Origin of the sequence: Aphanizomenon flos-aquae FACHB-1287, from assembly GCF_014698755.1 — a bacterium.
Lineage (GTDB): Bacteria > Cyanobacteriota > Cyanobacteriia > Cyanobacteriales > Nostocaceae > Dolichospermum > Dolichospermum flosaquae.
In genome coordinates, this window is record NZ_JACJTO010000005.1 from 26,355 (window position 1) to 50,471 (window position 24,117).

Sequence of the window (24,117 nt, forward strand, 5' to 3'; positions counted from 1 at the left end):
TCCCACCCCTAGGGTTAACTAACTAAAGCATTGCGGAAAAAACCATTTTGTTGCACTAATTTTTCTGCAATTAACCTGTGATAAACTGCTTCATAACCATTAGTCATCTGCTGAACACTAAAATTTTCTTCCACATATTGACGACAAGCGTAACGATTTAAGTTACTTATTTTGTCAAGAGAATTAATACATTGCTCGATGTTATCACAAAGGAAACCTGTTTCGCCATTAACAATTATTTCCTCTGTTGAACCTATTCGCATGGCAATTACAGGTGTACCTGATGCCATTGATTCTATCATAACTAATCCAAAAGGTTCTCGCCAAGTGATGGGGAATAAAGTTGCATAAGCGCCACCCATGAGGGCATTTTTTTGACTATGATTAGCTTCACCTAAATATTCAATTTGCTTACTGTCAATATGTGGCTTAATTTTCTGTTCAAAGTATTCTAAATCTACCAGATCTATCTTACCTGCTATTTTTAACTTCCAACCAGTTTTTTGAGCAATTTCAATTGCTAAATGGGGTCCTTTTTCTGGAGACATTCTTCCCAAAAAAGCTAAGTAAAATGGTTCTGTTGGTTGGGGATAAAATTCATAACTACTAACATCAATGCCATTATAAACAGTGTCTACATAGTTTAATCCTAGTTTGGGTTCTTGTTGAGAATTAGAAATACTAATATAAGGCTGTTTTTTGCCATATTTAAAAATTTTTTCATTATCTGGAGTAAAAATTCCATGTAAAGTGTGAACCGTGGGAGTTTTGACTAAATTAGCATATACCAGTGATGCTAGTCCTACATGAGAGTGAATGATATCAAAATTTTCTGCTTGTTCATAAACTAAACCTAACAACAACATTTCATAAATAGTTGGCTCTTGGATACTAGGATCTAATCTTAAAGCACGGGGATGAACTGATACTAATTCGGCTAAAGTTAAAGAATCTCCTGATGCAAATAATGTTACTTCATGTCCTCGACGGACTAATTCATCAGTTAATAAACCTACTACCAATTCTATACCACCATAAGCTGGTGGGGGTACTCTCTCCCATTAGGGAGCAACCTGAGCAATTTTCATGTCAATCTCCTAAAATATCAGATTTCTATTTCTAGTTAGTTGATGAATAAATGAAATGACTAACAGAGAAATAGGCAAAAATACAAAAACCATCCTTATTTATGATTACTATTAAATCTTATGTTTTATATCTGATTTTTTTTGTCTATCTGAGGTAATGTAAATGTCTGATACTTAAGAAATAAATTAAAAATAATCTAATTATCATATTTATATTTATAATCTAATTTTTAACTTGACTTGAAATAAAAAAATCAGTATCATGTAATACGACAAATAAAAAATTGCATCTATTAAGCAGCATGAATATATACAAACAAATTAAAAAACCGCGTGTTTCGTGGCCAGCAGTTTTTGCCCTGGTGGTATTTGTGTTTATGTATTTACCCATTCTGGTACTAGCTTTTTATAGCTTTAATCAGTCACCTTACAGTGCTAAATGGCAAGGATTCACCCTGGAATGGTACGGAAAATTATTTAGTGACGAACGGATTTTATCGGGTTTATATAATAGTTTATTGGTGGGTTTTTGTGCTGTGGGAGTTTCCGCAATTTTGGGAACATTAATGGCTGTGGGGTTAGCGCGTTATGAATTTCCTGGTAAGAAATTATATCAGGGAATTGCTTCTTTACCGTTGTTAATTCCTGATATTGCGATCGCTGTTTCTACGTTAGTATGTTTAGCAGCTTTTGCTATTCCTTTGAGTATCTGGACTATTATCGCTGCCCATATTGTTTTTTGTCTATCCTATGTGGGTTTGGTGGTTTCTTCGCGCATGAATAATATTAATCCTCATTTAGAAGAAGCCGCTTTAGATTTAGGTGCAACCCCCATACAAGCCTTTATTTTAGTTTTATTACCGCAATTAATGCCGGGGATTATTTCTGGGTGTTTATTGGCTTTTGTATTGAGTTTGGATGATTTTTTAATTGCTAGTTTTACTGCGGGAAGTGGTACTAATACCTTACCAATGGAAATTTTTAGCCGCATTAGAACGGGAGTTAAACCGGATATTAATGCTTTAAGTGTGATGTTAATTTCTACAACTGCGATTGTGGCTTTGATAGGGGAATTGATTAGAACTGCGGGGGAAAGGAGAGAATAGGGTGAAATTAATTCAAAGTAGAAAAATGTTTTAAAAATTGCATAAAAGTAGGAATATGATATTTAGCATAATTACTCTGCTCTGAATAAAATTTAGCTATTTGCCTTAATAATTCATCCCTAAATACCTCCTCTGTATTAGTCCAATCACTTGGTGGTTTAATGTCTTCCCAATAATCCTCTTGAGTTTTGTTATCCTTAACTTTTTTAAGCATTAATAAGGCATAAATTAACTCATTTTTGTGTGTTTCATCTGGAGAATTTTCAAACTGTTCTTTCCAGGAATCGCGCAACTTTTCTAAATCTGTACAATCTAATCCTGAGCAATGACTAATGCGATTAGAGACGGTTGATAAGTTATTGTTTAAATCATTGCTATTAATAATAGCATCTGCCATAGTAATATAAATATCTTCAAGAATAACACTTTGACAATTATACATTGGAGAGTTTATTTGACTATTAAAGACTTCTTGCAGTTCGGGTATCATAAAATATGATTCTTTGTGAATTAATCCTGTCACCCAAATGCGATGATTTTTTGCATTTTCTTCATTAACTTGACCTTGCTGGTAAAGATTTAAGAAAATTTCCTCCGTATTAGAAAAATGGTAATTATCAATATTTTGGGACTGTAAATCTAAATCAACTATAGCAAATAGCTTATTAGGATTTAAGTAAGATTGTTGAGCATCTTCTTCATGCAATTCCAAAAGCTTAAAATAGGTCTGTATAACATCTGATCTACCTTTACAATTAAAAAATATTGGTATATATGTTGTCCATGTGTTTGGAACGCATTTTCTATAAAAATAGGCATCGTGCCACTGCTCCATTTTTCCATAATTTGCTACTGTCTTATCATCTAAAATGCTGCCTTGACCTTCACATAAAACAACAATTTTATTCCTAATTCTTCTATCTCCAAGAATTTTTTTACAATGTTGTATGAGTATTTCTTGATAAGTATTCATAGTGAAATATTCTTATCTGATTTGATAAGTTTTGGTTCTAGTTCCCTGACATGGCCAGGTGTAAGTGCCTGACATAATTCATAGGAGTGAGTGGCCAGAATATATTGATTACTAGGAGACCATTGCTCTAAATCTGGAATTATTCGATATTGCCAATCTGGATGAAATCCTATTTCAATTTCATCCATGAGAACAATAGCATCTTCGATTTTATTATATTTTAGCCATAGGTAAATACTCAATCTCTTTAATTCACCATGACTTAAATCTTCAGGATAAAGTTCAATATTTCCATCATTTGTATCTAACTTGAATGTGATTTTGGAGAAATCTGTAGAAATATTCACTTTTTTATTAGCTAACAATAAATTCAACTCAGCTAATAATTCTTTATATCTCTTACCATACTCACCTTCAGTTTCAATAGCAGTTATAAAATCTTCATCTCTAGCACTTGTGAATGCTTTAATTAATAAATCTACCGGAGCAAAATCATAAGTGAAAAATCCTGGTAGTTTTGATTTAGATAATTTTAAATCTGAATCGTAATTTCCACCACCATTTTTTGCAAATAATCGGTATCTGGACTCTCGAGAAATAAATAAGAAAACTTGAGTAATAGGAGCAGCTAAGAATATTTTATTTGATATTTCGTCTAACAAATCTTTTGCTTGATATCTATATAAATTACCACTAACTCGACATAATAAACGGTTTTCACCCATACCCACCGATAAAAAATAAGAACATATATATATTATGTGTTCTTCACGCAAAACGGGAGGATGTATCCCATTTCTATTATGGTATTCATCATCTAAATCTACTGCTATATCTTCAATAGGATAATCACCAACCAGAAATTTAATTTCAACTTCTTTTTCACCATCCCAAATATTGATAATAGCTAATACTCTGTCACTACCATCATTATTAAATGTAAACCCATGTAGTAAATTTTCTATATAATGGTGTCTTTCTGGATTTGTGCAGCAATGTAATAACACAAAAACTAATTGTAAAAGTGTACTTTTACCACCTCCATTGAGACTTCCTAAAGGAAAGATATTAGGGACAAACCTTCTATCAAACTTAATATCAACATCTTTCAAAACGCGGAAATCTGGTACTTGAACTTGTAGTAACTTCATGTGAATTTTCTTCTTTGAGAAATATTACATATTGGAATTATACCACAAGTGTTGAATCCTGCAATAAAACTTTACAATCTTTGCGTTTTACCCAGGTAAAATCCATTGTCTATTGAGAATAGAGTCATTACAATACCAATGCATAACATTGATATGGATTATATTTTTACTGCAAATTCTTCCAAAGCCTGAAAACTGCCTACTTCCCAACTCCTTTTGATCACATTAGGGATAATCTGAGTAATAGCTATATGTTCAAAATAAGGACTTTGATCAGATTTGATATATTTACCATTTTTCAACAAATAAATAGCCAATTTACCACTATCATATATCCATAATTCTGGAACTCCAATGGCTTCATAAGCATCAAGAGTTGTTTTTGATGTCACATCAATTTCTATAGCTAAATCTGGTGGTAGATGATCAGGTTGTAACCTCCGCAAACCAATCATTTGTTGATAATTTTGAATATAAAAACAAGCATCTGGTTCAATTCCTGCTATACCTTGTTTTTTAAAAGTTGTTGAACCAAAAGGTTGATATTTAATCCCTTTAGCTTTCAACAATATTTTAACAATATCAGAAATTAGATCTTTGGAAATTTCATGCTCAGGTAAAGGAACCATAATTTCTAAATTACCTTGATTATAGGCAATTCGTGAAGCTCTTTTTTCTCCCAGTTCTTGTAAAATCGCCTCAAATTCTTCCCAGCTAACATCTGGAATATTAATTGTACTACCAGGCGTTAATTGTATCTGACTAACGGCTTTGAAAACAGGAATAGCTACACTCATAGCATTTATTATTATTATTGATTGATTAAGTTTAACAAAATTAGGGTGGGAATGACCCACCACAAATAATTAAACTTGAATTACACCGTAAACTTAGCGGTAATTCGCTTCATAGCTTCTTCGACATTTTCCCGACTATTAAAGGCCGAAATACGGAAATAACCCTCACCCGCAGCACCGAAACCAGAACCAGGAGTTCCCACCACATTCACAGTTTCTAATAACTTATCAAAAAATTCCCAACTAGATAAACCATGGGGAGTTTTCACCCATACATAAGGTGCATTGACTCCACCATAAACACTTAAACCTGCGTTTGTGAGTTCTTGACGAATGATTTTAGCATTGTCTAAATAGAAGTTTACTAAAGCTTGAATTTGTGTTTGTCCTGCTTCTGAATAAACTGCTTCTGCACCACGTTGAATAATATAAGAAACGCCGTTAAATTTAGTAGACTGACGACGATTCCAAAGTTTCCAAAGTTCAACATTAGAACCATCAGCGGCTTTAGCTGTGAGGGTTTTAGGAACAACAGTTAAAGCGCAACGAGTCCCAGTAAACCCGGCATTTTTAGAAAAAGAACGAAATTCAATTGCACAATCTCTCGCACCTTCTATTTCAAAAATAGAATGAGGTAAACTAGGATCTTTAATAAATGCTTCATAAGCAGCATCAAAAAAGATAATTGAACCGTTGACTTTAGCATAATTTACCCATGCTTGCAAATGTTCTTTCGTAGCAGTTGCACCTGTGGGATTATTAGGAAAGCAAAGATAAATTAAATCAACTTTTTGGCTAGGAATTTCTGCCGTAAAATTATTTTCAGCAGTAACAGGTAAATAAACTAAACCACCATATTCGCCTTTTTCATTCACGTCTCCCGTATTACCCGCCATAACGTTAGTATCTACGTAAACCGGATATACGGGGTCTGTAACAGCGATAACGTTATTTTTGCCAAAAATATCTAAAATGTTGCCAGAATCGCATTTAGAACCGTCGGAAATAAAGATTTCATCGGCTTCTATGGCTGCTCCTCGCGCTTGAAAGTCGTGGGTAGCGATTTTCTCCCTTAGCCAATTATAACCCTGTTCTGGTCCATATCCTTTAAAACTTGAGCGATCGCCCATATCTTCCACAGCTTTAATCATGGCCATGCGACAGGCTTCCGGTAAGGGTTCAGTGACATCACCAATCCCCAAGCGAATGATTTTCGCATCTGGGTTAGCCTGTGCAAAAGCATTTACCCGTCGCGCAATTTCTGGAAACAGATAACCAGCTTTTAGTTTCAGGTAGTTGTCGTTAATTGTAGCCATGGTAAATTTTGAGAAAAAAGACAATGATACACCATCTTACCCGGTTTAATTTTCCCAGCGGTTAAAACTCTATCCTTTACCTGAAATCATCCCAATTCCTTATCCCCAATCACCTAATTTACAACTTGGCTACCATGACTGCGAGGATCATCTTGATTACCATCTGTTGCGACTGGTGCGGAAAATTGGGAGGTTTTACCATTATCTTGAACATGGGGAAGGGTAGAACCGGCAATTAAGGCCTCTAAATTACTAGCCATTATAGTCCGAGGCATATCACCAATGGTTTCTGCGATAGTTTCCCCTTGCTTACCCAAAAATACAAAGTGAGGAATCCCGTCTACTCGATATTTGAGCATTTCTGGCAACCATTTGGTATTATCAACATTCAACATCACAAAATTTAGGCTGTTTTCATACTGTTTTCTGAGTTTGTCCATGTCGGGGGTCATTTTTTGACAAACGCTACACCAATCGGCGTAAAATTCGACCAGAGAGGGTTTTCCGTTGCTCACAGCTACTTCTAAGGGAATAGCAGTTTTACTCAAGTCCATCAGGGAAACTGATGTAGAATCAGTTTTAAGCCCTAAGAAGAGGACAATTCCCAAAGCGATCGCTACAATAGCAATTAAGAAGTTTTTGATGCGATTACTAGAATTTACAGGAACTTCGGTACTCATAATTAATTAAGACTTATTAACTTAGTTCATCATCTAGTTTACTGTTTTCTTACATAATGAAAAAAAGAGTTACCCTGACTTTTCCTAAGCGTGCGATTCAAATGCCAGTTACCTACAGACTAGCAAAGGAGTTTAATGTTGCTGCGAATATTATCCGCGCCCAAGTTGCCCCTAATCAAATTGGTAAACTGGTGGTAGAATTATTGGGAGATATTGATCAATTAGATGCCGCAATTGAATGGATGAGATCCCAACATATTCATGTTTCCCTGGGTTTGGGTGAAATTATCATTGATGAAGATGTATGCGTTGACTGTGGTTTATGTACGGGAGTTTGTCCCACGGAAGCTCTAGCTATTAATCCAGAAACATATAAACTCACCTTTGTGCGATCGCGTTGTATTGTGTGTGAACAATGTATTCCTACCTGTCCTGTACAAGCTATTTCAACTAATCTTTAAGTAGGAATTAAGTATGAGTTAATAATAGCTCAAATATCAAATTATTATTCCTATTTCAAAAGAAAATATAGGAGTAATGACTGATTTTTTCTAGTGATATGATCGAAAAAATAGATAATATCGCCAATTGTTTTTATTTATGAAAATCTCCTCAGAAATATCCATCAAAACCCTCGGTGAAACTGCACACCAAGCCATTGAAAAACACTTTACAAAAACTATAAAATGGGAAAAAGCAGTTAAAAAAGATGAAGATCCAGAACCACTACATCAAATGCGTGTAGGAATGCGACGGTTAAGAACTGCTGTTAGTAAATTTGAGAAATATTTAGATTTACCAAAATCAGTTACTGATAAAAATATTGGTAAATTTGCCAGAACTTTAGGCAGTCTCAGAGATTTAGATATACTCAAAGAAAGTCTGGAAAAGAATTACAAACCCCATGTCCTGGAAAAAGAACAAAAATATCTAGAAACAGCTTTTACAGAATTGGATAAAGAACGAGAAATTGCAGTTGATCATGTTCAGAAAATATTTAAAGATCAAGTTTATAAATCTTTTAAAAATGAATGTGAAAATTGGTTAAAAAATCCCAGGTATCAAACTTTTTCATCAGTCCCAATTCATTATGTATTATCAGATTTACTCTCACCAGAAGTTAGTCAATTTTGTTTACATCCAGGATGGTTAATTGGTGCTAAAATTGCTAAATCAGAAATAGTAGTACAAACAAAATGGACACCCAGCCAATTAGAAAAACATCTGAAAACAGAATCTGAAACTCTACATAATTTGCGGAAACAAGCCAAACGTCTCCGCTACCAAATGGAGTTATTTACTGAATTATATAGTGAATCTTTTACCGCTCATATTCACGACGTGAAAAATATACAAGAAATCTTAGGCATGATTCAAGATAACATAGTTTTACATGGGTGGTTAAACAATATCTTTAAATCAGAACTTGAGACTGAATTAAGTGGGTTAACGACCCTATTAGCCGCAAATCGTTATCAATTGTGGCAAGAATGGCAACCACTACAACAACGTTATTTACAAGCAGATACTAAATATAATTTACATTTAGTGGTACTACAACCTACATTGGAAGATATTAAACAAGAAGAAAGACATGGTTAGTTGTCAGTGGTTAGTTATTAGTTGTTAGCTCCCTATTCCCTGGTAAAATAGTTCAATATCTTTGAAAATGAGTTATCATGACTACAGAAACCACCACAGGTGCTGATGCTATTGATCAAGCAATTACCCAGGGAATTGATTTTGATGGTTCTCCTATTCCCACAGCCAAGTTAGAATTGTATAAACAAGTTATGGATTTAGAAGCCAATAGACAACGCAGTGGTGTATCCAATACCATGCGTTCTCGAATTGTCCGTATTGGTGCTAAACATATTCCCCAAGTTGAACTTGATCAAAAGCTAATTGACGCTGGTTTTGCAGCCTTAAAAGAAAAAGAAATTGCCTTTTTCTATGGTAGTAAATAAACACGAAAAATTGGTGTTTTAACCCCTTGTCCATTACCATAACAATCAAGTATTGTTTATATAGCAATCCTAAATTAGTTATGAAAAACAAGATCCCCGACTCATTTAAACAGTCAGGGATCTAACCCTTGCAAATATACATTTGCATCAAAAGAAGAAACATAAAGATATCTAGAACAAATTCCAGTTATAGTCAGAAATTCTGCTAATTTATAAATAATTGGTTAAGCTACAAAGATTTTCACATCAATAAACCAAGTCAACCAGGTAATTTATCTTCAATACCTGCGGTATTCCGTAGGAGCTATCACCATTTACGTTTCAGGGGTTATGGCAATGGATATTGTGACACTATTAATTGTTTGGTTAGTCATGGCTTTTAGCTTGTGGATGATTAGTAAACTACCCTTGGGGGTTGAAATTGATACTCCAGAAAAGGTACTTTTTTCCGCAGTAGTTTTAGGTATTATTACAGCATTAGTTAAACCAGTTCTCAAAATTTTGTTCGTGATACCAAATTTAGACACCTTTGACTTATTATCTGGTATCTTTACTTTCATGATTGCTCTTGCTTGTTTCAGTATTGCTGCTTGGTTAATAGATGGCTTCCGGTTACGTTTTGGTATTTGGAGTGCTGTTTTAGGCGCTTTTGTTCTTACTATTATCAATAACATTATCTACAAATTATTAGGTGTGTAATTAGTAATTGGTAATTGGTAATTTTGCCCATTGCCTCTTACCTAGCTATATTAACGCCAATGTCAACCTACTTAAACCACATATCCCCCATCTGTATGTATGCTGGTTGCTACCCACTAGCAGCGAGTAACGATAGTCCTGAAAATGTATGTAATATATTATTTCTTCTATCTACACCCAAAACTTTTTATGTTATTTTAAGTCATTAATTGGATACTTTTATGAGCAGGAATATCACCGTGACTTTATTTCACCAACAAAGTAACTTATTAATAATTTCCGCCTTACTGGGCTTAATAACTTTACCGACCATGGTAACACCAGCCACAGCCCAAAAAATTGATAATACTGGTAATATTGACAAAAATCCCAATCTTAATCAACTCAATTCTACCCCCACCTATCCAGCCGCACCACCACCAAAAACAGTAAAACCCCTACCAAACGAGAGAGAATTACAAGAAAGGGAAATACGAGTAGATTATCGGATTAGTAACTTACTAGGAGATCCTACAGGTAATCTTTGGGTCGGTTCGTGGCGGGGATTATCACGCATTGATCCGAATACAGGTAGGGTAATTTCTCGTATCAGTTTACCAAATATTATAATTAGTGCCTTAGTACAAGATAAATTAGGCCGTTTATGGGTAGGAAACAATGAAGGTTTAACAAGAGTAGACCCCCAAACCAGTCAAATTACAGCCCAAAATTTATTATTACCCTCCAAACGAGTATTATCACTATTAATTGATAAACGAGGTTACTTGTGGGTAGGAACTGATGCCGGTTTAACCCTGGTTAGTCCCGACCAAGGTATGATCATGACCACTGTTAAAAATATGCCCGGTGTCAGTGTTAACACCATGACCTTAGATGCTGATGGTCAACTATGGGCTGGGACTCTAGAGGGAATAGTCAAGGTAAATACCGCCAGTGCTTTAATAATGAAGAGAATCCAAAATCTACCAGGAGGAACTGTCCAAGCTTTAGCTATTAATTCCCAAGGGTTAATTTGGGCAGGAATGCCAAATCAATTGTTAGTTATTAACCCCAAAAATGGTATTGTCTTACGCTCTGTAACTCCCATGCGCGGACGCAATGTTACATCAGTCAAATTTGCCAAAGATGGTAGTGTATGGGTTGGTACTAGCAATGGTTTATTCCGATTAAACCCACATACAGGAGCAGTATTAGACCAAGTAGCTGGACTTCCTTCCAGTCGAGTTTTGACCCTTGTACCAGATCTTGGTAATAAATTATGGGTAGGAACAATGGAGGGTTTAGCTTGGTTAATGCCTTCAGTCGGTCAAGCTCAACCTCATTTTGGTTTTGGTCGCTATGTACAATAGGGAAGAATTGACAATTAACAATTAACAATTAACAATTGACAATTATCAGTTATTTATGACAGTTACCAATTATTTATGGCAGTTACCACCCAACAATTAACTCAATGGAAACAACAGGGACGGACGATTGTTGCCTTAACTGCCTGGGATTATGCGATCGCTCAACTTTTAGATGTCGCTGGTGTAGACTTGATTCTAGTTGGTGATTCTCTTGCTGTTATCCTTGGTTATGAAACTACTTTACCACTAACCTTAGATGAAATGATCCATCATGCTAAAGCTGTGCGTCGTGGTGTTAAAAATGCTTTAGTAGTAGTAGATTTACCATTTTTGACCTATCAAGAAAGTGTTTCCCAAGCCATGCACTCTGCTGGTAGGGTGCTAAAAGAAACAGGAGCGCAAGCGGTAAAATTAGAAGGTGGTTATCCCGCAATGGTAGAAACTATTACCAGACTCGTTCAAGTGGGGATTCCGGTTATGGGCCACGTGGGATTAATACCTCAATCAATCCATCAATTAGGACTGCGACAGCAGGGAAAAACCCCGGAAGCAGGAGAGAGAATTTTTAATGAAGCGATCGCTCTCGAACAAGCCGGGGTTTTTGCTATAGTATTAGAACACATTCCTACAAAACTAGCGCTGCAAATTACTCAAAAAATCCGTATTCCCACTATCGGTATCGGTGCAGGTTCTAGCTGTGATGGTCAAGTATTAGTAACTTCTGATGTTTTGGGACTTTCGGAAAAACAACCACCATTCGCCAAAGTTTATACAAACTTACGAGAAACAATTACCAAAGCTGTACAAGATTACGCTGTGGAAGTGCGAGAAGGACAATTTCCTAAATAGTTAATATTCCCGGAAGAATAGCCTTATCAAAGGCTATTGATTCTGAGATTCTTGATTGATTTTGTTTTTTTCTTCTATCAAAGGAAGTTTTATATATTTTTCTGCTGCAATAATCATATATTCAATCAAACGGTTATATTCCGTCTCCCTTTCTATGTCAGTCCTAATTAACTGCTTTTCGCGCTCTAAGGCAATTCGTTCCTGAATAACTTGTTCCCCTAACCGGATATTTTCTTCTATTGGTACACCTTCTGCTGTCACCATTGGCGCATACCATGTAGCTTCTGAATCAGGAGTACGACGACTAACCAGAATATCTAAAGCCTCCAAATCATCGTGGTTTATCCGTACATAAGCTTTTAATTCAGACCTCGACATTTGAGCAAAATTAGGTTTCATCAATAAACCTCCAATTTCCTTCAGGAAAGATTAAAATTTCCATTTCATCACCTGCTGTCAATGTATACATATCCCTTAATTTCATTAAACCGAATTAAGTGGATGTCTAGAAAGCTGTTAGAGACCATCTGGCAAACCCTGAGACAGGTTAGGGCTTGTACAGCAGTAGGATTGAAAATGGTAGTTTCCTCAATTGTGACATAAATAATCTTAAAACGAATGTCGCAATTTTCCATTACAAGTCACTTCTAACTGTTTTGGTCTCTAAACCTCAATTAAACCAACTTCAAATCAGGATATTCCGCAAATAAATCATCTGATGTCAATGTATCCCCTGACGCTTGGGGAGTCCATAAAACTTCAATAGCTAATAGTTGTTCACCACCAAGACTACCAATTTGACGTAAAGCTTGACGCAAATCATCAGCATTATTAATAGCCGGAATTTCACATTTACTCAAAGTTGCCGCTAATAAAGTGACAATAATGTATTCTCCAGGACCTTGGCTAATTAAGCGGGTGGGGTTATCTTCACCAGATAAAGCTTCCTGACGAACAGCCTTTAGTTGATTATTGACATTAGAGAGAGTTTCTTCGCTAAACTTACTCCGTTCGGCTAAAGACAACCGATTAAATTGAGATTCTGCGGAATTTAACTTGGCTTGTTGAGTTCCACCACCTGCATATACCCAGTATTCAGGATGACGTAATAAAGCTAAACTAGCCTCTTGTAAAACTTCACTTCTTCCCGCTGGGGTATTAGTATCAGCAATTTCCGCAATGTGATTTAATTCAGTTTGTAGATCTCTTCCTTGAGCTAGTAACCCAACTTGTAACCGGGTGACAGACACAGAAGAGTTGCTATTATAACTTACTTCTTCCGTTTCTCCACTGGTAACACGGCGGAAGGTTTGGACTAAAAAATTGCCTATAGCAAAAAAGATTAAAATCCCAAACAACCCGCCAAAACCGCCCCCAAAACCCCACAAGGGCAAAAGAAACGGAAAGCCAAAACCACCACCATAGGGGGCGTAATAACCGCCACCACTAGGCATATTTGTCCGGGGGGTGTAGGTACGGCTAGTAGGCATTCTAAAAGAGCCACCACCAATTCTACCACCGGAACGGGCTGCTAAGGCCTCATTAGCATGACTAAAGGCCAAAGTTAGCACTAAGCTAATGATAAAGACGGTTTTAAATAGGGGCTTGAGGAATCCTTGTATTCTTTTATTCATAAGACCTTTATGGCAACAACTGTATTTTTATGGTGACTTCCCCTGTTTTGAAGAAGTGCGCTATCTCTAATCTACCGCTTCTGATCTTGGTTAGGGAGGAAATAGGGAGAGATTTCTGGTCTTGATAACCGTACCAGCAAACATCCTCACTATCAAAAAATTTGGGAATCAATTAACAATTAATTATTTCTCATCTTCGGTGAGGCCATAGTGATAATTGTATAGCTGGACAGGTACATTGTTATTTAAGATTCTAGCACTTGTTTATTTAGATGTAAATCCTGTTACTGATAAGTATTGCTCAAGTATCTAAACAATAGTTTTGTAAATGATACGAGTTTTACTAATTTTTCTACTAACTAATTTTTTCCGGATAGAGACGGAATATTTAGCACTTATATTTTAGGGGGTTATAGTTTTCGTCAGCAATGTAAGCAAAGTAACAATTAAAAATTTTACATTTACTATCTATCAATTGTTAAGTTAATTTGAGAAATTAACCTTGAAAATAGATTGTATTGTGGCCAATATATCCATGATTATCATTTAAGGGTATTCAACTTTAAACTGGGCTGAACGCAATAATTAATACCATGATAAATCATAAACATCATGTAAGCAACCAAGGTAAAAAGAATGGACAATATTAAATCATTATTTGGCAGTAAATGCTATGACACAGATTACAAAACTACTAATATTTTCTGGCGTTTTGGCACTAAAATAGACAATATTTACAGTATTATAGAAGAAATAGTTGGATTTAACAATTTCCCGAGTAGTTTCTGAGTAATCTCTTGGGAAGATCATTAATAAATCATAGCTATATTTGATTATGCAGATAACTTATCCAGTATTGATAAAACCGAACAAATTAAACAATAATTAGCGGCAAAATAGGTGATCAATTTATGGTTTTGCTCGCTAGGTGTTTAACAATTTTCATAATACTTGTTGACTATTTCTATATAAAGTAGGGGTTTAGCAATACTAAACCCCTACAAGAATTTAAGATAATGCCCTAATTCCAGTTAATTTATCAAGCTTAATTATGGAAAATATATCACAGCTAGGGTCACAAGTTAGAGATAAAACAACTTATCCAGATATCCTCGTTATTTCCCGAACATTCTGCCCAGAGGAGGCTGTAATTGGTGAATATGTTTATAATCGTTGTTTACAAGATCCAGATCGGGTAATTGTTCTCGCTGGTGGTTGTCCTGGGGATAAAAAATTTGATAAATCTCAACAATTTCCCATTTATCGTTGGTTTAATTTTCCTAATTGGTGTGATAACTGGTTAGGAAATATGATCCAATCTGGTTTTAATATTAGTGCTACTTTTTTATTGGCTATTAAGTTATATTTTCGCTATCATTACCGCTATATTGAATGGTGTCATGGGTATGATTTTCCAGCATTATTCGTACTCAGTTATATTTTACCAATTCGCTTTTTTATCTATTTACATGGGAATGATTTATTAAGTGTAGCTAGTAATCCGTTGTGGAGATGGTTATTAAAATTAACTCTCAAACGCGCTGCTGGAATTGTTTGTAATAGTTCTTATATTCGCAATTCTTTAAGAAATACTTTTCGCTTGGATACACCCACTCATGTTATTAACCCAGTCGTGAGACCAGAAAGATTTGGTAATCCTACTAGTCTTAGTCATATTGATGATTTGCGTAAACGCATCCGTCAGGGTTACAATATTCCTGAAACAGCAATAGTTATTCTTTCTGTGGGTAATTTGGTTAAATATAAAAATTTTGATCGAATAATTGATAATATTCCCGTATTGCTAAATTTTGGTGTAGATGTTCATTGCATTATTTGTGGTAAAGGATCTTGTGAAACCCAGTTAAAATCCCAAGTTCAAAGGTTACGAATTGATCAAAGAGTACATTTTGCAGGATATGTTCCAGAACGGGATTTAGCCGGTTATTATATAGCTTGTGATATTTTTGCTATGTTAAATTCAGATTATCATGAGGATCAAACCAGAGATAATTTTGGACTGGTTTATTTAGAAGCTGGTTATTTTGGTAAACCTGTAATCGCTTCTCGTTTAGGTAGTGTTTTAGATGCAGTTCATCATCAAGAAAATGGCTTGTTAGTAAATCCCGATTCTGGTTATGAGGTTTTACAAACTTTTAATCGTTTGTGTCAAGATTCACAGCTTCGGGAAAAACTCGGCCGTCAAGGTAAGGAATTAGCGAAAAGGAAAACCTATCATCGTTGGTTATATAGTCCTGAATCTGGTTATTCTTGTTTGTTGAATTAACCACCACCAACGATGGTGACTACTTCTAAGCAATCACCATTTTTGATTTCAGTTGTTGTCCAAAATTGACGATGTAAGATTTCACCGTTATATTCTACTGCAATTAAGCGAAGATTAAAACCCAACTGTTGGAGTAATTCGGGTAAAGTAATTGGGGATATACAATGATGAGTTTCTCCATTGACTTGGAGATTAATTTGATTGGACATAAAGGGGTAAAAGTTTAAATTGAGAACTGATGAAAATAATGATTTAATCAGAATTAGAATGTGCAGTATCAAAGCATAAAGGGGATAAAATAGGTATTTAATCTCCAATTGTCAATTTTACATTCTTGAAATCCATTTCTGATGTTTGCTACTATAGCGGTATGCACTTGAATGAAATACAGAATTTACTTAAAAAACCATAGGCCAAAAGATTTTTAACTCTGTTCTCTGCTATAGTAATCTTTCAAAAGTATCACCTTGAAATTACTGTCACTACTCCTGATTTATTTAATTCTGTGTAGTTGAGAAAGAAAATATTGAGTTGCTAGAGTAGGTTGATCCGATTGGACAAGCGATCGCACTACAGCTACCCGTCGCGCTCCCGCATTCATGACATCATTTAAATTACTCATATCTATTCCCCCAATTGCAAACCAAGGAATTTGACAATTTTGAGAAACATACTTAACATATTCTAAACCCGCTGCGGCTTTACCCGCTTTAGTCGGTGTCTCATACACAGGTCCCACACCAATATAATCCGCACCTTCGCTAATTGCCCCTTGCATTTCTGGCGGATTTGTGGTGGAGCGACCAATAAGGCGCTGACTTCCTAGTAATTGACGCGCTACAGCAATGGGTATATCCTGTTGTCCCAAATGGACACCATCAGCATCTACAGCTAAAGCTAAATCTACTCGATCATTTATAATGAATAAAGCACCGTAATGATGACATAACTGCCGTAGCTGCATAGCCCGTTCTAAACACACAGAATCATCAGCGGTTTTCTCTCGATATTGTAACAGAGTTAATCCACCTTGAAGGGACGCTTCCACAATTGCCAGTAAATTATCTACAGGAGAGGTTACCAGGTATAAATGCGATCGCCATAATAACTGATGACGTTGATAACCCATCAAATTACTTTCCAGAGTATAAACCTGATAACGTATTTTTTTACAAGCTATCCCCATATTCCCGTCATCAAGTTTGCCATATTCTTCCAATACCCGCAACGCTTCCTGGACACGGCAAAAATTAGCCTGTAATAGAGATGTAATATCAACCCGTTTTTCCTCTTGAGGGTGAGTTAAATCCGTTCCTGGATCTCCCGGTGTATCTCTTGCTGCTCGAATTTCCACAGTATGCCAAATCCCTAACTCTTGGCGTAGGTGTTTACATATACTTGAAAATTCGGAATTATTTAAACCAAAACGACACCATTCCTCAATAATTCGCAGACCTTCACGAGCGCGATCTAAATTAGCGTCTAAAATGCGATAAACAGTTTGCTGTATGTGACTGTGGTCTAAAACCATTCTCAAACTCCATTCTTAATGTTTTGTACATTATTCGTCATTCCTAATTCATAACGGACAATGGATAACTTACTAAAAAACAAGCTCCAAACTTTCACTAGTGAGGGCTTTAAGCTTAGACGTGAAAGATTCAGTACAGTCACTCCTTTGGGGCATAAACTGACCAATAGGGGGATGATTGGCAGTTGGTGATAGCATCATCTGTGGGACAGATTGGGGAGGAATTTGCTCAATTGGCTGTAAATTATTATTTATTTGATACTTATAACTAACTGGGGCAGGTAATAACCGGAGATGTTTATATTCTTCCATCCTGATTTCCTGTTTGGTGGCTGGTAAAATTGGTAGAGACGCAGAAGTGAGGCGTTCAGGGAATTTGCTACAAATCATCCGTTCAAATTCCATATTGAAATGATAGGTTGTTTCTCCCTTTCGTTGCCAAAAGGTCAAGATTTGCTGTACAGAAATGGCTTTATAACGACCTTGATACAAAGCTTCAATAACTGCTAAATGTAACCAATGAAGAGGATATGCGGATTGCCATTGGTTAACTAATTCACTAACATTGTATCCATTCAGATCAAAGCTATAGTGAGTTAATAACTTAACTGCTAATTCCGCGGGAACGGCAAAAGTTTGAGTGATTGGGTCTGTTGTTAACATGGGTTGTGAGTTATAGGCAATAGGTATAAACATTTCACCCATCGCATCTAGCCTAACGTATTTTTAGCTACATGAGTTTTTTTCACAAGTTGCAAAACTGATAGGCCGTGTTTTCCATTCTAATCGTCAATTGCTGATATGCAAAATAACATAAGGTGAGTTAATAACTTTTGTGCGTTGACTAGCTACTAATGCCTGATATACCATTGCTGCAACTTCAGCACGGGTGGCTTCTCTGGTCGGTGCTAGTAAATTGGGATCTGGATAATTAACAATAATTCTTTGCTGGGTAGCGATAGTAACTGCTGTCCGGGCATATTCGGGAATTTTATCTTCGTCAATATAGGTTAAGGTTTTTTGATGGCGAGGCGCAGCTGCCGGTAGTTCAGTTACCGCAAGTCCGAGTCCGTTGACCAAGGAGACTATGACTTGTAGTCGTTGGACGTTTTGGGTAGGACGGAAGGTGCGATCGCTAAATCCGCCCACAAAACCGCCTCTGGCTGCTATTTCAATGGCGTTAGCTGCCCAAAAATCCTTGGCTATATCTGTAAATTCTGGGGACGGACGTTTAGCTGGGGGATTAAAAGCCGCCGCAATTAAGGCTGTGTATTGGGCACGGCTCATAACTTGATCTGGTTGGTATGTACCATCAGTAAAACCCTGGGTTAAGTTCATACTAACTAAGGCGCGAATAAATGGTTCTGCCCAATGGCCGACAATATCGGAAAAGGAGGGAATCTCTGTCTCTGGTTTGACAATATAGGCAGAGGGGAGAGGATTTTCTAGACCTGTGGCCACCAATGCTTGATAAATTAAAACTGCCACTTCAGCCCGGGTAATTTCCCGCAATGGTTCTAATTGATCTACTTGGGGGTAATTAACAACTAATAGTTTTTGTGTAGCTACGGTAGTGGCATTGGTAGCGTAACTGGGAATTTGGGCGCGATCTCGGTATACCATTAAGACGTTAGGATTACCACCACTCAAGTTTAAACCGTTGACAATGGACACTAAGGCCTGGATTTTGGTAATATTATTACTAGGTCGAAATGTGCCATCGGGAAAGCCTTTTAAAAAGCCTCTATCGGTAGCACTGGCTATGGCTTTGGCCGCCCAAAAGTCTGATTTGACATCTTTAAATTGATCTAATTGCTTACTTTCAGGTAGTTCAAATGTCTTTGTCATCAAGGCCGCATATTGGGCGCGGGTAATCGGTGTAGCTGGTTGAAACGTGCCCTCAGGAAAGCCGCCAATAAAACCTTTACTAACCAAAGCTTCTACAAAAGCAGCCGCCCAATGTCCTTCTAAATCAGCAAATCTACTGCTAATTCCCGTTTGACTGGGAGTATCTGCGGTAGCAGCGAGAAGGTCTATCGCCCCAATTACTTGAGTAATACTTAATTGATTACCAACGGAGGTGATTTTTTGATCTGTAACATTTTGTAAATCAAATTTACCCTGTTCTCGAAAAATGTTGTCTGCGGGGTCTTGGGGACTACCTAAATCGGGAATGGCATTACCAGCAATTGAAAGGCCTCCTTGGGTGTTACCAGCAATGAGATTTCGCCGTAATACGGGTTTAGCACCACGAGATAGGGCAATGGCTGTTCCATTGGCTGAAAGTCTATTATTGGCAATCAGAGGGGCTGCAAAATCACTAACTGCTATACCTAAGGGATTATTTTCAAATACATTCCGCAATACTTCTCCTTTGCTATTTTTAGCTATAACTAACCCACCTGTTTTATTATTAATAAACAAATTATCTACAATCCCTGGTTTAGCATTACCTGTGGTAAAAATTCCTTCTCTGGTACAGTTCTTGAATGTACTATTGGCTACGGTGGGTATTGATGATTCAATCCACAGTCCAGTACCTTTAGTTGCAGGATTAATCACTGTCACACCTAAAAGACTGGCATCACCTAATAATAGTAAAGTGATATTCTGCGCCCCGAAACTAGGACTTTGATATTCCCCACTACCAGAAATGATAATTTCCTCACCTTTATTTGCCTCATTTCCTACTACTAAGACTCCTGGTGAAATGACTAGGGGAAATATCTCACCGTTAGCTGTGCTATAAGTTCCCTTGGCTAACTGTATAATTGTTGATGTTTTCGCTTTTTTGAGGGCGCAGGTCATACTTTTGAAGGGAGCAGGGCGAGAACCATTATTAGTATCTTTTCCTGTAACAGGATTAACATAGAGTGTGGCAACAAGACGAGAATTAACCATTAGAAAGCTCCGAAAAGTATTATTCAGGCAAAAGGAAAAATACAGTATATTCGGCTTGCTTGATAGATGCCGGGAACTGCTGTATCCTAAAACGGATATTTAATTGACAGAGTTTTGATATTTAAAGTTGCTCAGGAAGGATTTAAATTAAATATCGGTACATAAGGGCGGATAATTACGAATATTTGTGGATTTATTAGTATTAAAGAAAGTCCGGTAAGAGTTTTGCCAGCAATAAAATTCTAAGTTATACTTTACAAAGTAAAGCACCTTTTAACCGGGTGTCAGTAAAATGAGATGTTGTTTCCAAAGATGTCTAACTCCATCTAAGTTAAACTCCACTTTGGTTAAAATCTCTGCTACGGTAGATTTACTATCACAGTTTTGCATAAATTCAAATTCTGCTGTTGATAACTTAACAATTTGATAATCATAGTTAAATATACATTGACTGGGAAAACCATCTATACAGGGGTTAAGTTCGGGTATAGCTGCTAATAATCTGTTATCTGCTAACCAGTCGGTTTTGGGTAAGGGAGAACGACTGAGAAAAAATTCATAATGTGCTACGTCTGGATTTAGTAATTCTACTAATCTATAACGTTGACGTTCTGTGAGTTCTGCTGCTCGCTCAATTAACTCCGGTGCTTTTTCTAACAAATTTTCTAATTGCCAAAAACCAGGATTTGAGAACCCCACAAAGTCTAAACCAGCAGCGTCTATTAATGTAAATAATGTATCAATATTGTAATCAGTTTCCTGGGGATGTACGTACATATCAGCAAAACATTCATCCCACTGGTTTTCTAATGACCATCTTTCTTTTTCTCGCTTGACAATACGGTTATTTTCTGGTAACGAAGCAAAGATCTTTCTGCCAATGTGGACACCATCTTGATAGTTACCGCGTTTATCACCTTGCAGGAGAGCGATCGCTTGTTGCATTAGTTGTATTTCCCATCTTCCCAGTTCTCCATAGACAAAGATGTGCATTAATCCACCTGGGGCGAGTTTTTTCGCTAATGATTGAATACCACGAATGGGGTCTGGTAGATGATGAAGCACACCAACGCAGTTAATTAAATCAAATTGTCCTGGTATCTTGTCTACATCATAAATACTCAGGTGATGAAATTCTACACGATCAGCACCGGAACTCTGACAACGTTTTTTTGCTACTTCTAATGTACCAGCACTTAAATCTATTCCGACTACCTGCGCGTAGGGGTTAAGATGTACTAAATATTCCGTTCCTACTCCTGAACCACAACCAGCATCTAAGATACGGATATGTTGATTTTGTGGTTTTCTCCCGGTGCAGAAGTTGTAAGCAGCTAACCAATTCCAGCGCCAATTGTAACCTGGTGGTGGTTCATCTAGTATGGGTTCGGGAGGGAATGGGTAGGTATCGTAGAGTTTAGCAACAGCAGCACTTACTTGGGAGTCAGACATGATTAAGAATAACGCAGCATTTTTAACTTTAGGGGATAGGGGGATTTTGAGCAACGGTGTTATGAAGTACATATTTAGCGGGCAAGATGCCCGCACCACAAGAGTTTTATAACTCATCTTCATTTGAGCAACGGTGTTATGAAGTATATATTTAGCGGGCAAGATGCCCGCACCACAAGAGTTTTATGATTCAACTTTGTAACTCATCTTCAGTGGAAAACGCTGTAAATAATTAAAACTGTTGTAAAAAACGCAAATCGCTATTATACAAACGGCGAATATCATCAATTTGGTGTAATACCATAGCAAAACGTTCTACACCAAAACCAGCAGCAAATCCGCTATAAACTTCTGGGTCATAACCTACAGATTTTAATACATTGGGGTCAACCATCCCACAACCCATGACTTCTAACCAACGTCCTTTCCATTGTAAATCTACTTCGGCTGAAGGTTCAGTAAAGGGAAAATAACTGGCACGAAAACGAATTGGTAAATCACCAAATATTGATTGTAAAAATACTTTTACAGTTCCTTTGAGGTCTGTAAATGTCAGTCCTTCATCTATGGCTAAAAGTTCAATTTGATGGAAAACTGCTGAGTGGGTCGCATCTACATCATCTCTGCGATATACTCGACCTGGGGCCACAACTCGAATGGGTGGTTCTTCTTTTTCCATGTAGCGAATTTGCACTGAGGAGGTATGAGTCCGCAGCAAATTACCATCTGGTAAATAAAAGGTATCCTGCATATCACGGGCTGGATGATCTGGAGGAGTGTTAAGCGCCTCAAAATTGTAGTAGTCTGTTTCCATTTCCGATCCCTGGGCAACAGTATAACCCATACCGACGAAAATATCTAGAGTTTGGTCAATAATGCCATTGAGGGGATGAATTCGACCCTGGGGACGGTAAATACCGGGCATGGTGACATCTATGGTTTCTGCCTCTAGCTGTTCCTGAATTTGAGCGGATTCTAAGGATGTGCGTTGCTGGTCTAGGCTGTTTTGAATGGCTTCTTTGACTGTGTTGGCGATCGCCCCAATCTTAGGACGTTCTTCTGCACTCATTTGCCCCATGCTTCGCAATAACGCCCCCAATTCTCCTTTTTTGCCTAAATAGTTAACTCTGAGTTCTTCTAGGCGTTCTAGGGTATCAGCGGCGGCTATGGCTGTTTCTCCCTCCTGGCGTAATGCTAAAAGTTGATCCTCTAAATTGTTAGTCATTAGTCATTGGTCATTGGTGATTAGTCATTAGTCTATAGCAGGGAAAGGGGAATAGGGAACAGGGGACAGGTTACAGGTTACAGGTTACAGGTTACAGGTAATATTATTTCCTAATGACAACTAACAACTGACCACTGACAACTGACCACTGACAACTGACAACTGACCACTGACAACTGACAACTGACAACTGACCACTGACCACTGACAACTGACCACTGACAACTGACCACTGACAACTGACCACTGACCACTAACAACTGACATAATGAAATTACTAATTAGTAACGATGATGGGATTTCTGCTTTGGGTATTCGCACCTTAGCCAATACCTTGTCCGCTGCGGGTCATGAAGTGACTGTAGTTTGTCCAGATAGAGAGCGATCAGCAACTGGACACGGGTTAACTTTGATGCAACCAATTCGGGCTGAAATAGTGGAATCGGGTTTTGATCCTCAAATTAAAGCTTGGGTTTGTGATGGTACGCCTTCTGATTGTGTAAAATTGGCATTATGGGCTTTATTAGATTCTCCACCGGATTTAGTGCTGTCTGGAATTAACCAGGGTGCAAATTTAGGGACAGAAATTCTTTATTCTGGGACGGTTTCGGCCGCAATGGAAGGTTTGATAGAAGGTATTCCTAGCATTGCTTTTAGTTTAACTAGTCATACTCATAAAGACTTTCAACCAGCGGCTAATTTTGCCGAAATTCTGGTGGCTAAAATCGCTGTTGAACCTCTGCCAGATTTAATGTTACTTAATGTTAATATTCCGCCTTTATCTTGGGAGGAAATTGCTGGTGTTACTTTCACTAGACAAGGAGTTAGACGCTATATAGATGTTTTTGACCAGCGAACTGACCCTAGAGGTAAAACTTATTACTGGTTAACTGGAGAGGTGATAGAGGATGTAGAACCACCCCTAGAGTTAAATTTACCAACTCACATTCCCCTCGATGTTCATGCTATTCAAAATAAATACATCAGTATTACTCCGTTGCAATATAATCTGACTTATGGGCATGGACTGAATCAGCTATCTACATGGGAGTTGAAATTACTATAAATTCAGACTGAATAAAAGGCTGTATCATATCATTTTGATGTTTAAT

25 protein-coding genes are annotated in these 24,117 nt (G+C 37.1%); 9 read left to right on the forward strand and 16 right to left on the reverse strand.

Features of this window, described 5'->3' with window-relative positions; all coding sequences use genetic code 11:
- Positions 1-14: 14 nt before the first annotated feature.
- Complete coding sequence (locus H6G44_RS03650) at positions 15-1,028, reverse strand: glycosyltransferase family 4 protein (protein WP_313885297.1); 1,014 nt, start codon at positions 1,026-1,028, stop codon at positions 15-17.
- A 362-nt stretch (positions 1,029-1,390) separates the two neighbouring features.
- Between H6G44_RS03650 and H6G44_RS03655 the strand changes: the two genes are divergently transcribed.
- The gene (locus tag H6G44_RS03655; protein WP_190385012.1) at positions 1,391-2,194 is read left to right on the forward strand and encodes an ABC transporter permease; all 804 of its coding nucleotides are present in this window, start codon (positions 1,391-1,393) and stop codon (positions 2,192-2,194) included.
- Positions 2,195-2,201: 7 nt separating this feature from the next.
- On the opposite strand, the gene H6G44_RS03660 is transcribed toward H6G44_RS03655, so the two are convergent.
- The 5 genes from H6G44_RS03660 to H6G44_RS03680 form a co-directional block, all read right to left on the reverse strand.
- The gene (locus H6G44_RS03660; protein WP_190385013.1) at positions 2,202-3,167 is read right to left on the reverse strand and encodes a hypothetical protein; all 966 of its coding nucleotides are present in this window, start codon (positions 3,165-3,167) and stop codon (positions 2,202-2,204) included.
- A complete protein-coding gene (locus H6G44_RS03665) occupies positions 3,164-4,318 on the reverse strand; it encodes an AAA family ATPase (protein WP_190385014.1) in 1,155 nt (384 codons plus the stop codon). Before H6G44_RS03665 ends, H6G44_RS03660 begins: the two co-directional genes overlap by 4 nt.
- A 158-nt stretch (positions 4,319-4,476) precedes the next feature.
- Complete coding sequence (locus H6G44_RS03670) at positions 4,477-5,115, reverse strand: Uma2 family endonuclease (RefSeq protein ID WP_190385015.1); 639 nt, start codon at positions 5,113-5,115, stop codon at positions 4,477-4,479.
- A gap of 80 nt (positions 5,116-5,195) precedes the next feature.
- On the reverse strand, positions 5,196-6,431 hold the full coding sequence (locus H6G44_RS03675) for an LL-diaminopimelate aminotransferase (protein WP_190385016.1): 1,236 nt from the start codon (positions 6,429-6,431) through the stop codon (positions 5,196-5,198).
- 113 nt (positions 6,432-6,544) lie between these two features.
- On the reverse strand, positions 6,545-7,111 hold the full coding sequence (locus H6G44_RS03680) for a thioredoxin family protein (protein ID WP_190385017.1): 567 nt from the start codon (positions 7,109-7,111) through the stop codon (positions 6,545-6,547).
- A gap of 56 nt (positions 7,112-7,167) precedes the next feature.
- Between H6G44_RS03680 and H6G44_RS03685 the strand changes: the two genes are divergently transcribed.
- From H6G44_RS03685 to panB, 6 genes are all read left to right on the forward strand, one after another.
- Complete coding sequence (locus H6G44_RS03685; RefSeq protein ID WP_190385018.1) at positions 7,168-7,572, forward strand: NIL domain-containing protein; 405 nt, start codon at positions 7,168-7,170, stop codon at positions 7,570-7,572.
- 139 nt (positions 7,573-7,711) lie between these two features.
- On the forward strand, positions 7,712-8,713 hold the full coding sequence (locus tag H6G44_RS03690) for a CHAD domain-containing protein (protein ID WP_190385019.1): 1,002 nt from the start codon (positions 7,712-7,714) through the stop codon (positions 8,711-8,713).
- Between the two features lie 77 nt (positions 8,714-8,790).
- Positions 8,791-9,078: a small RNA NsiR4-regulated ssr1528 family protein gene (locus H6G44_RS03695; RefSeq protein WP_190385020.1), complete on the forward strand. Its 288-nt coding sequence runs from the start codon at positions 8,791-8,793 to the stop codon at positions 9,076-9,078.
- 336 nt (positions 9,079-9,414) lie between these two features.
- The gene (locus tag H6G44_RS03700) at positions 9,415-9,777 is read left to right on the forward strand and encodes a phage holin family protein (protein WP_190385124.1); all 363 of its coding nucleotides are present in this window, start codon (positions 9,415-9,417) and stop codon (positions 9,775-9,777) included.
- A 221-nt stretch (positions 9,778-9,998) separates the two neighbouring features.
- Positions 9,999-11,126 carry a ligand-binding sensor domain-containing protein gene (locus tag H6G44_RS03705; protein WP_190385021.1) on the forward strand — a complete coding sequence of 376 codons (1,128 nt, stop codon included), beginning with the start codon at positions 9,999-10,001 and terminating at the stop codon, positions 11,124-11,126.
- Between the two features lie 75 nt (positions 11,127-11,201).
- Entirely contained in the window at positions 11,202-11,975 is a 774-nt protein-coding gene (gene panB / locus H6G44_RS03710) for a 3-methyl-2-oxobutanoate hydroxymethyltransferase (protein ID WP_190385022.1), read from the forward strand.
- 33 nt (positions 11,976-12,008) lie between these two features.
- On the opposite strand, the gene H6G44_RS19995 is transcribed toward panB, so the two are convergent.
- Genes H6G44_RS19995 through H6G44_RS03720 form a run of 3 tightly spaced genes read right to left on the reverse strand, consistent with a single transcriptional unit; the run spans position 12,009 to position 13,609 of the window.
- Positions 12,009-12,374 (reverse strand): DUF6887 family protein, encoded by a 366-nt coding sequence (locus H6G44_RS19995; RefSeq protein ID WP_199291693.1) that lies wholly within the window; start codon positions 12,372-12,374, stop codon positions 12,009-12,011.
- 47 nt (positions 12,375-12,421) lie between these two features.
- Positions 12,422-12,610, reverse strand: coding sequence for a DUF6888 family protein (locus H6G44_RS20695; RefSeq protein WP_390802713.1), 189 nt, complete (start codon positions 12,608-12,610; stop codon positions 12,422-12,424).
- Positions 12,611-12,649: 39 nt separating this feature from the next.
- Entirely contained in the window at positions 12,650-13,609 is a 960-nt protein-coding gene (locus tag H6G44_RS03720; protein WP_190385023.1) for a DUF1517 domain-containing protein, read from the reverse strand.
- A 1,051-nt stretch (positions 13,610-14,660) separates the two neighbouring features.
- Here H6G44_RS03720 and H6G44_RS03725 point away from each other — a divergent pair.
- Positions 14,661-15,896 (forward strand): glycosyltransferase family 4 protein, encoded by a 1,236-nt coding sequence (locus H6G44_RS03725; protein ID WP_190385024.1) that lies wholly within the window; start codon positions 14,661-14,663, stop codon positions 15,894-15,896.
- Here H6G44_RS03725 and thiS read toward each other — a convergent pair.
- The 7 genes from thiS to H6G44_RS03760 all read right to left on the reverse strand — a co-directional run bounded on the left by thiS (position 15,893) and on the right by H6G44_RS03760 (position 23,272).
- Complete coding sequence (gene thiS / locus H6G44_RS03730) at positions 15,893-16,105, reverse strand: sulfur carrier protein ThiS (RefSeq protein ID WP_190385025.1); 213 nt, start codon at positions 16,103-16,105, stop codon at positions 15,893-15,895. The genes H6G44_RS03725 and thiS overlap by 4 nt on opposite strands.
- 284 nt (positions 16,106-16,389) lie before the next feature.
- Positions 16,390-17,427 (reverse strand): thiamine phosphate synthase, encoded by a 1,038-nt coding sequence (locus H6G44_RS03735; protein WP_190385026.1) that lies wholly within the window; start codon positions 17,425-17,427, stop codon positions 16,390-16,392.
- A gap of 72 nt (positions 17,428-17,499) precedes the next feature.
- Positions 17,500-18,132 carry a hypothetical protein gene (locus H6G44_RS03740; protein ID WP_242031626.1) on the reverse strand — a complete coding sequence of 211 codons (633 nt, stop codon included), beginning with the start codon at positions 18,130-18,132 and terminating at the stop codon, positions 17,500-17,502.
- An 84-nt stretch (positions 18,133-18,216) separates the two neighbouring features.
- A complete protein-coding gene (locus H6G44_RS03745; protein ID WP_190385027.1) occupies positions 18,217-20,328 on the reverse strand; it encodes an S-layer homology domain-containing protein in 2,112 nt (703 codons plus the stop codon).
- A gap of 273 nt (positions 20,329-20,601) precedes the next feature.
- Complete coding sequence (locus H6G44_RS03750; protein ID WP_190385028.1) at positions 20,602-21,780, reverse strand: class I SAM-dependent methyltransferase; 1,179 nt, start codon at positions 21,778-21,780, stop codon at positions 20,602-20,604.
- A 232-nt stretch (positions 21,781-22,012) separates the two neighbouring features.
- Complete coding sequence (gene pheS, locus H6G44_RS03755) at positions 22,013-23,005, reverse strand: phenylalanine--tRNA ligase subunit alpha (RefSeq protein ID WP_190385029.1); 993 nt, start codon at positions 23,003-23,005, stop codon at positions 22,013-22,015.
- A gap of 120 nt (positions 23,006-23,125) precedes the next feature.
- Complete coding sequence (locus H6G44_RS03760) at positions 23,126-23,272, reverse strand: hypothetical protein (protein ID WP_190385030.1); 147 nt, start codon at positions 23,270-23,272, stop codon at positions 23,126-23,128.
- Position 23,273: 1 nt separating this feature from the next.
- Here H6G44_RS03760 and surE point away from each other — a divergent pair, with 1 nt between their 5' ends.
- Positions 23,274-24,071: a 5'/3'-nucleotidase SurE gene (surE, locus tag H6G44_RS03765; RefSeq protein WP_190385031.1), complete on the forward strand. Its 798-nt coding sequence runs from the start codon at positions 23,274-23,276 to the stop codon at positions 24,069-24,071.
- The last annotated feature ends 46 nt before the right edge of the window (positions 24,072-24,117 follow it).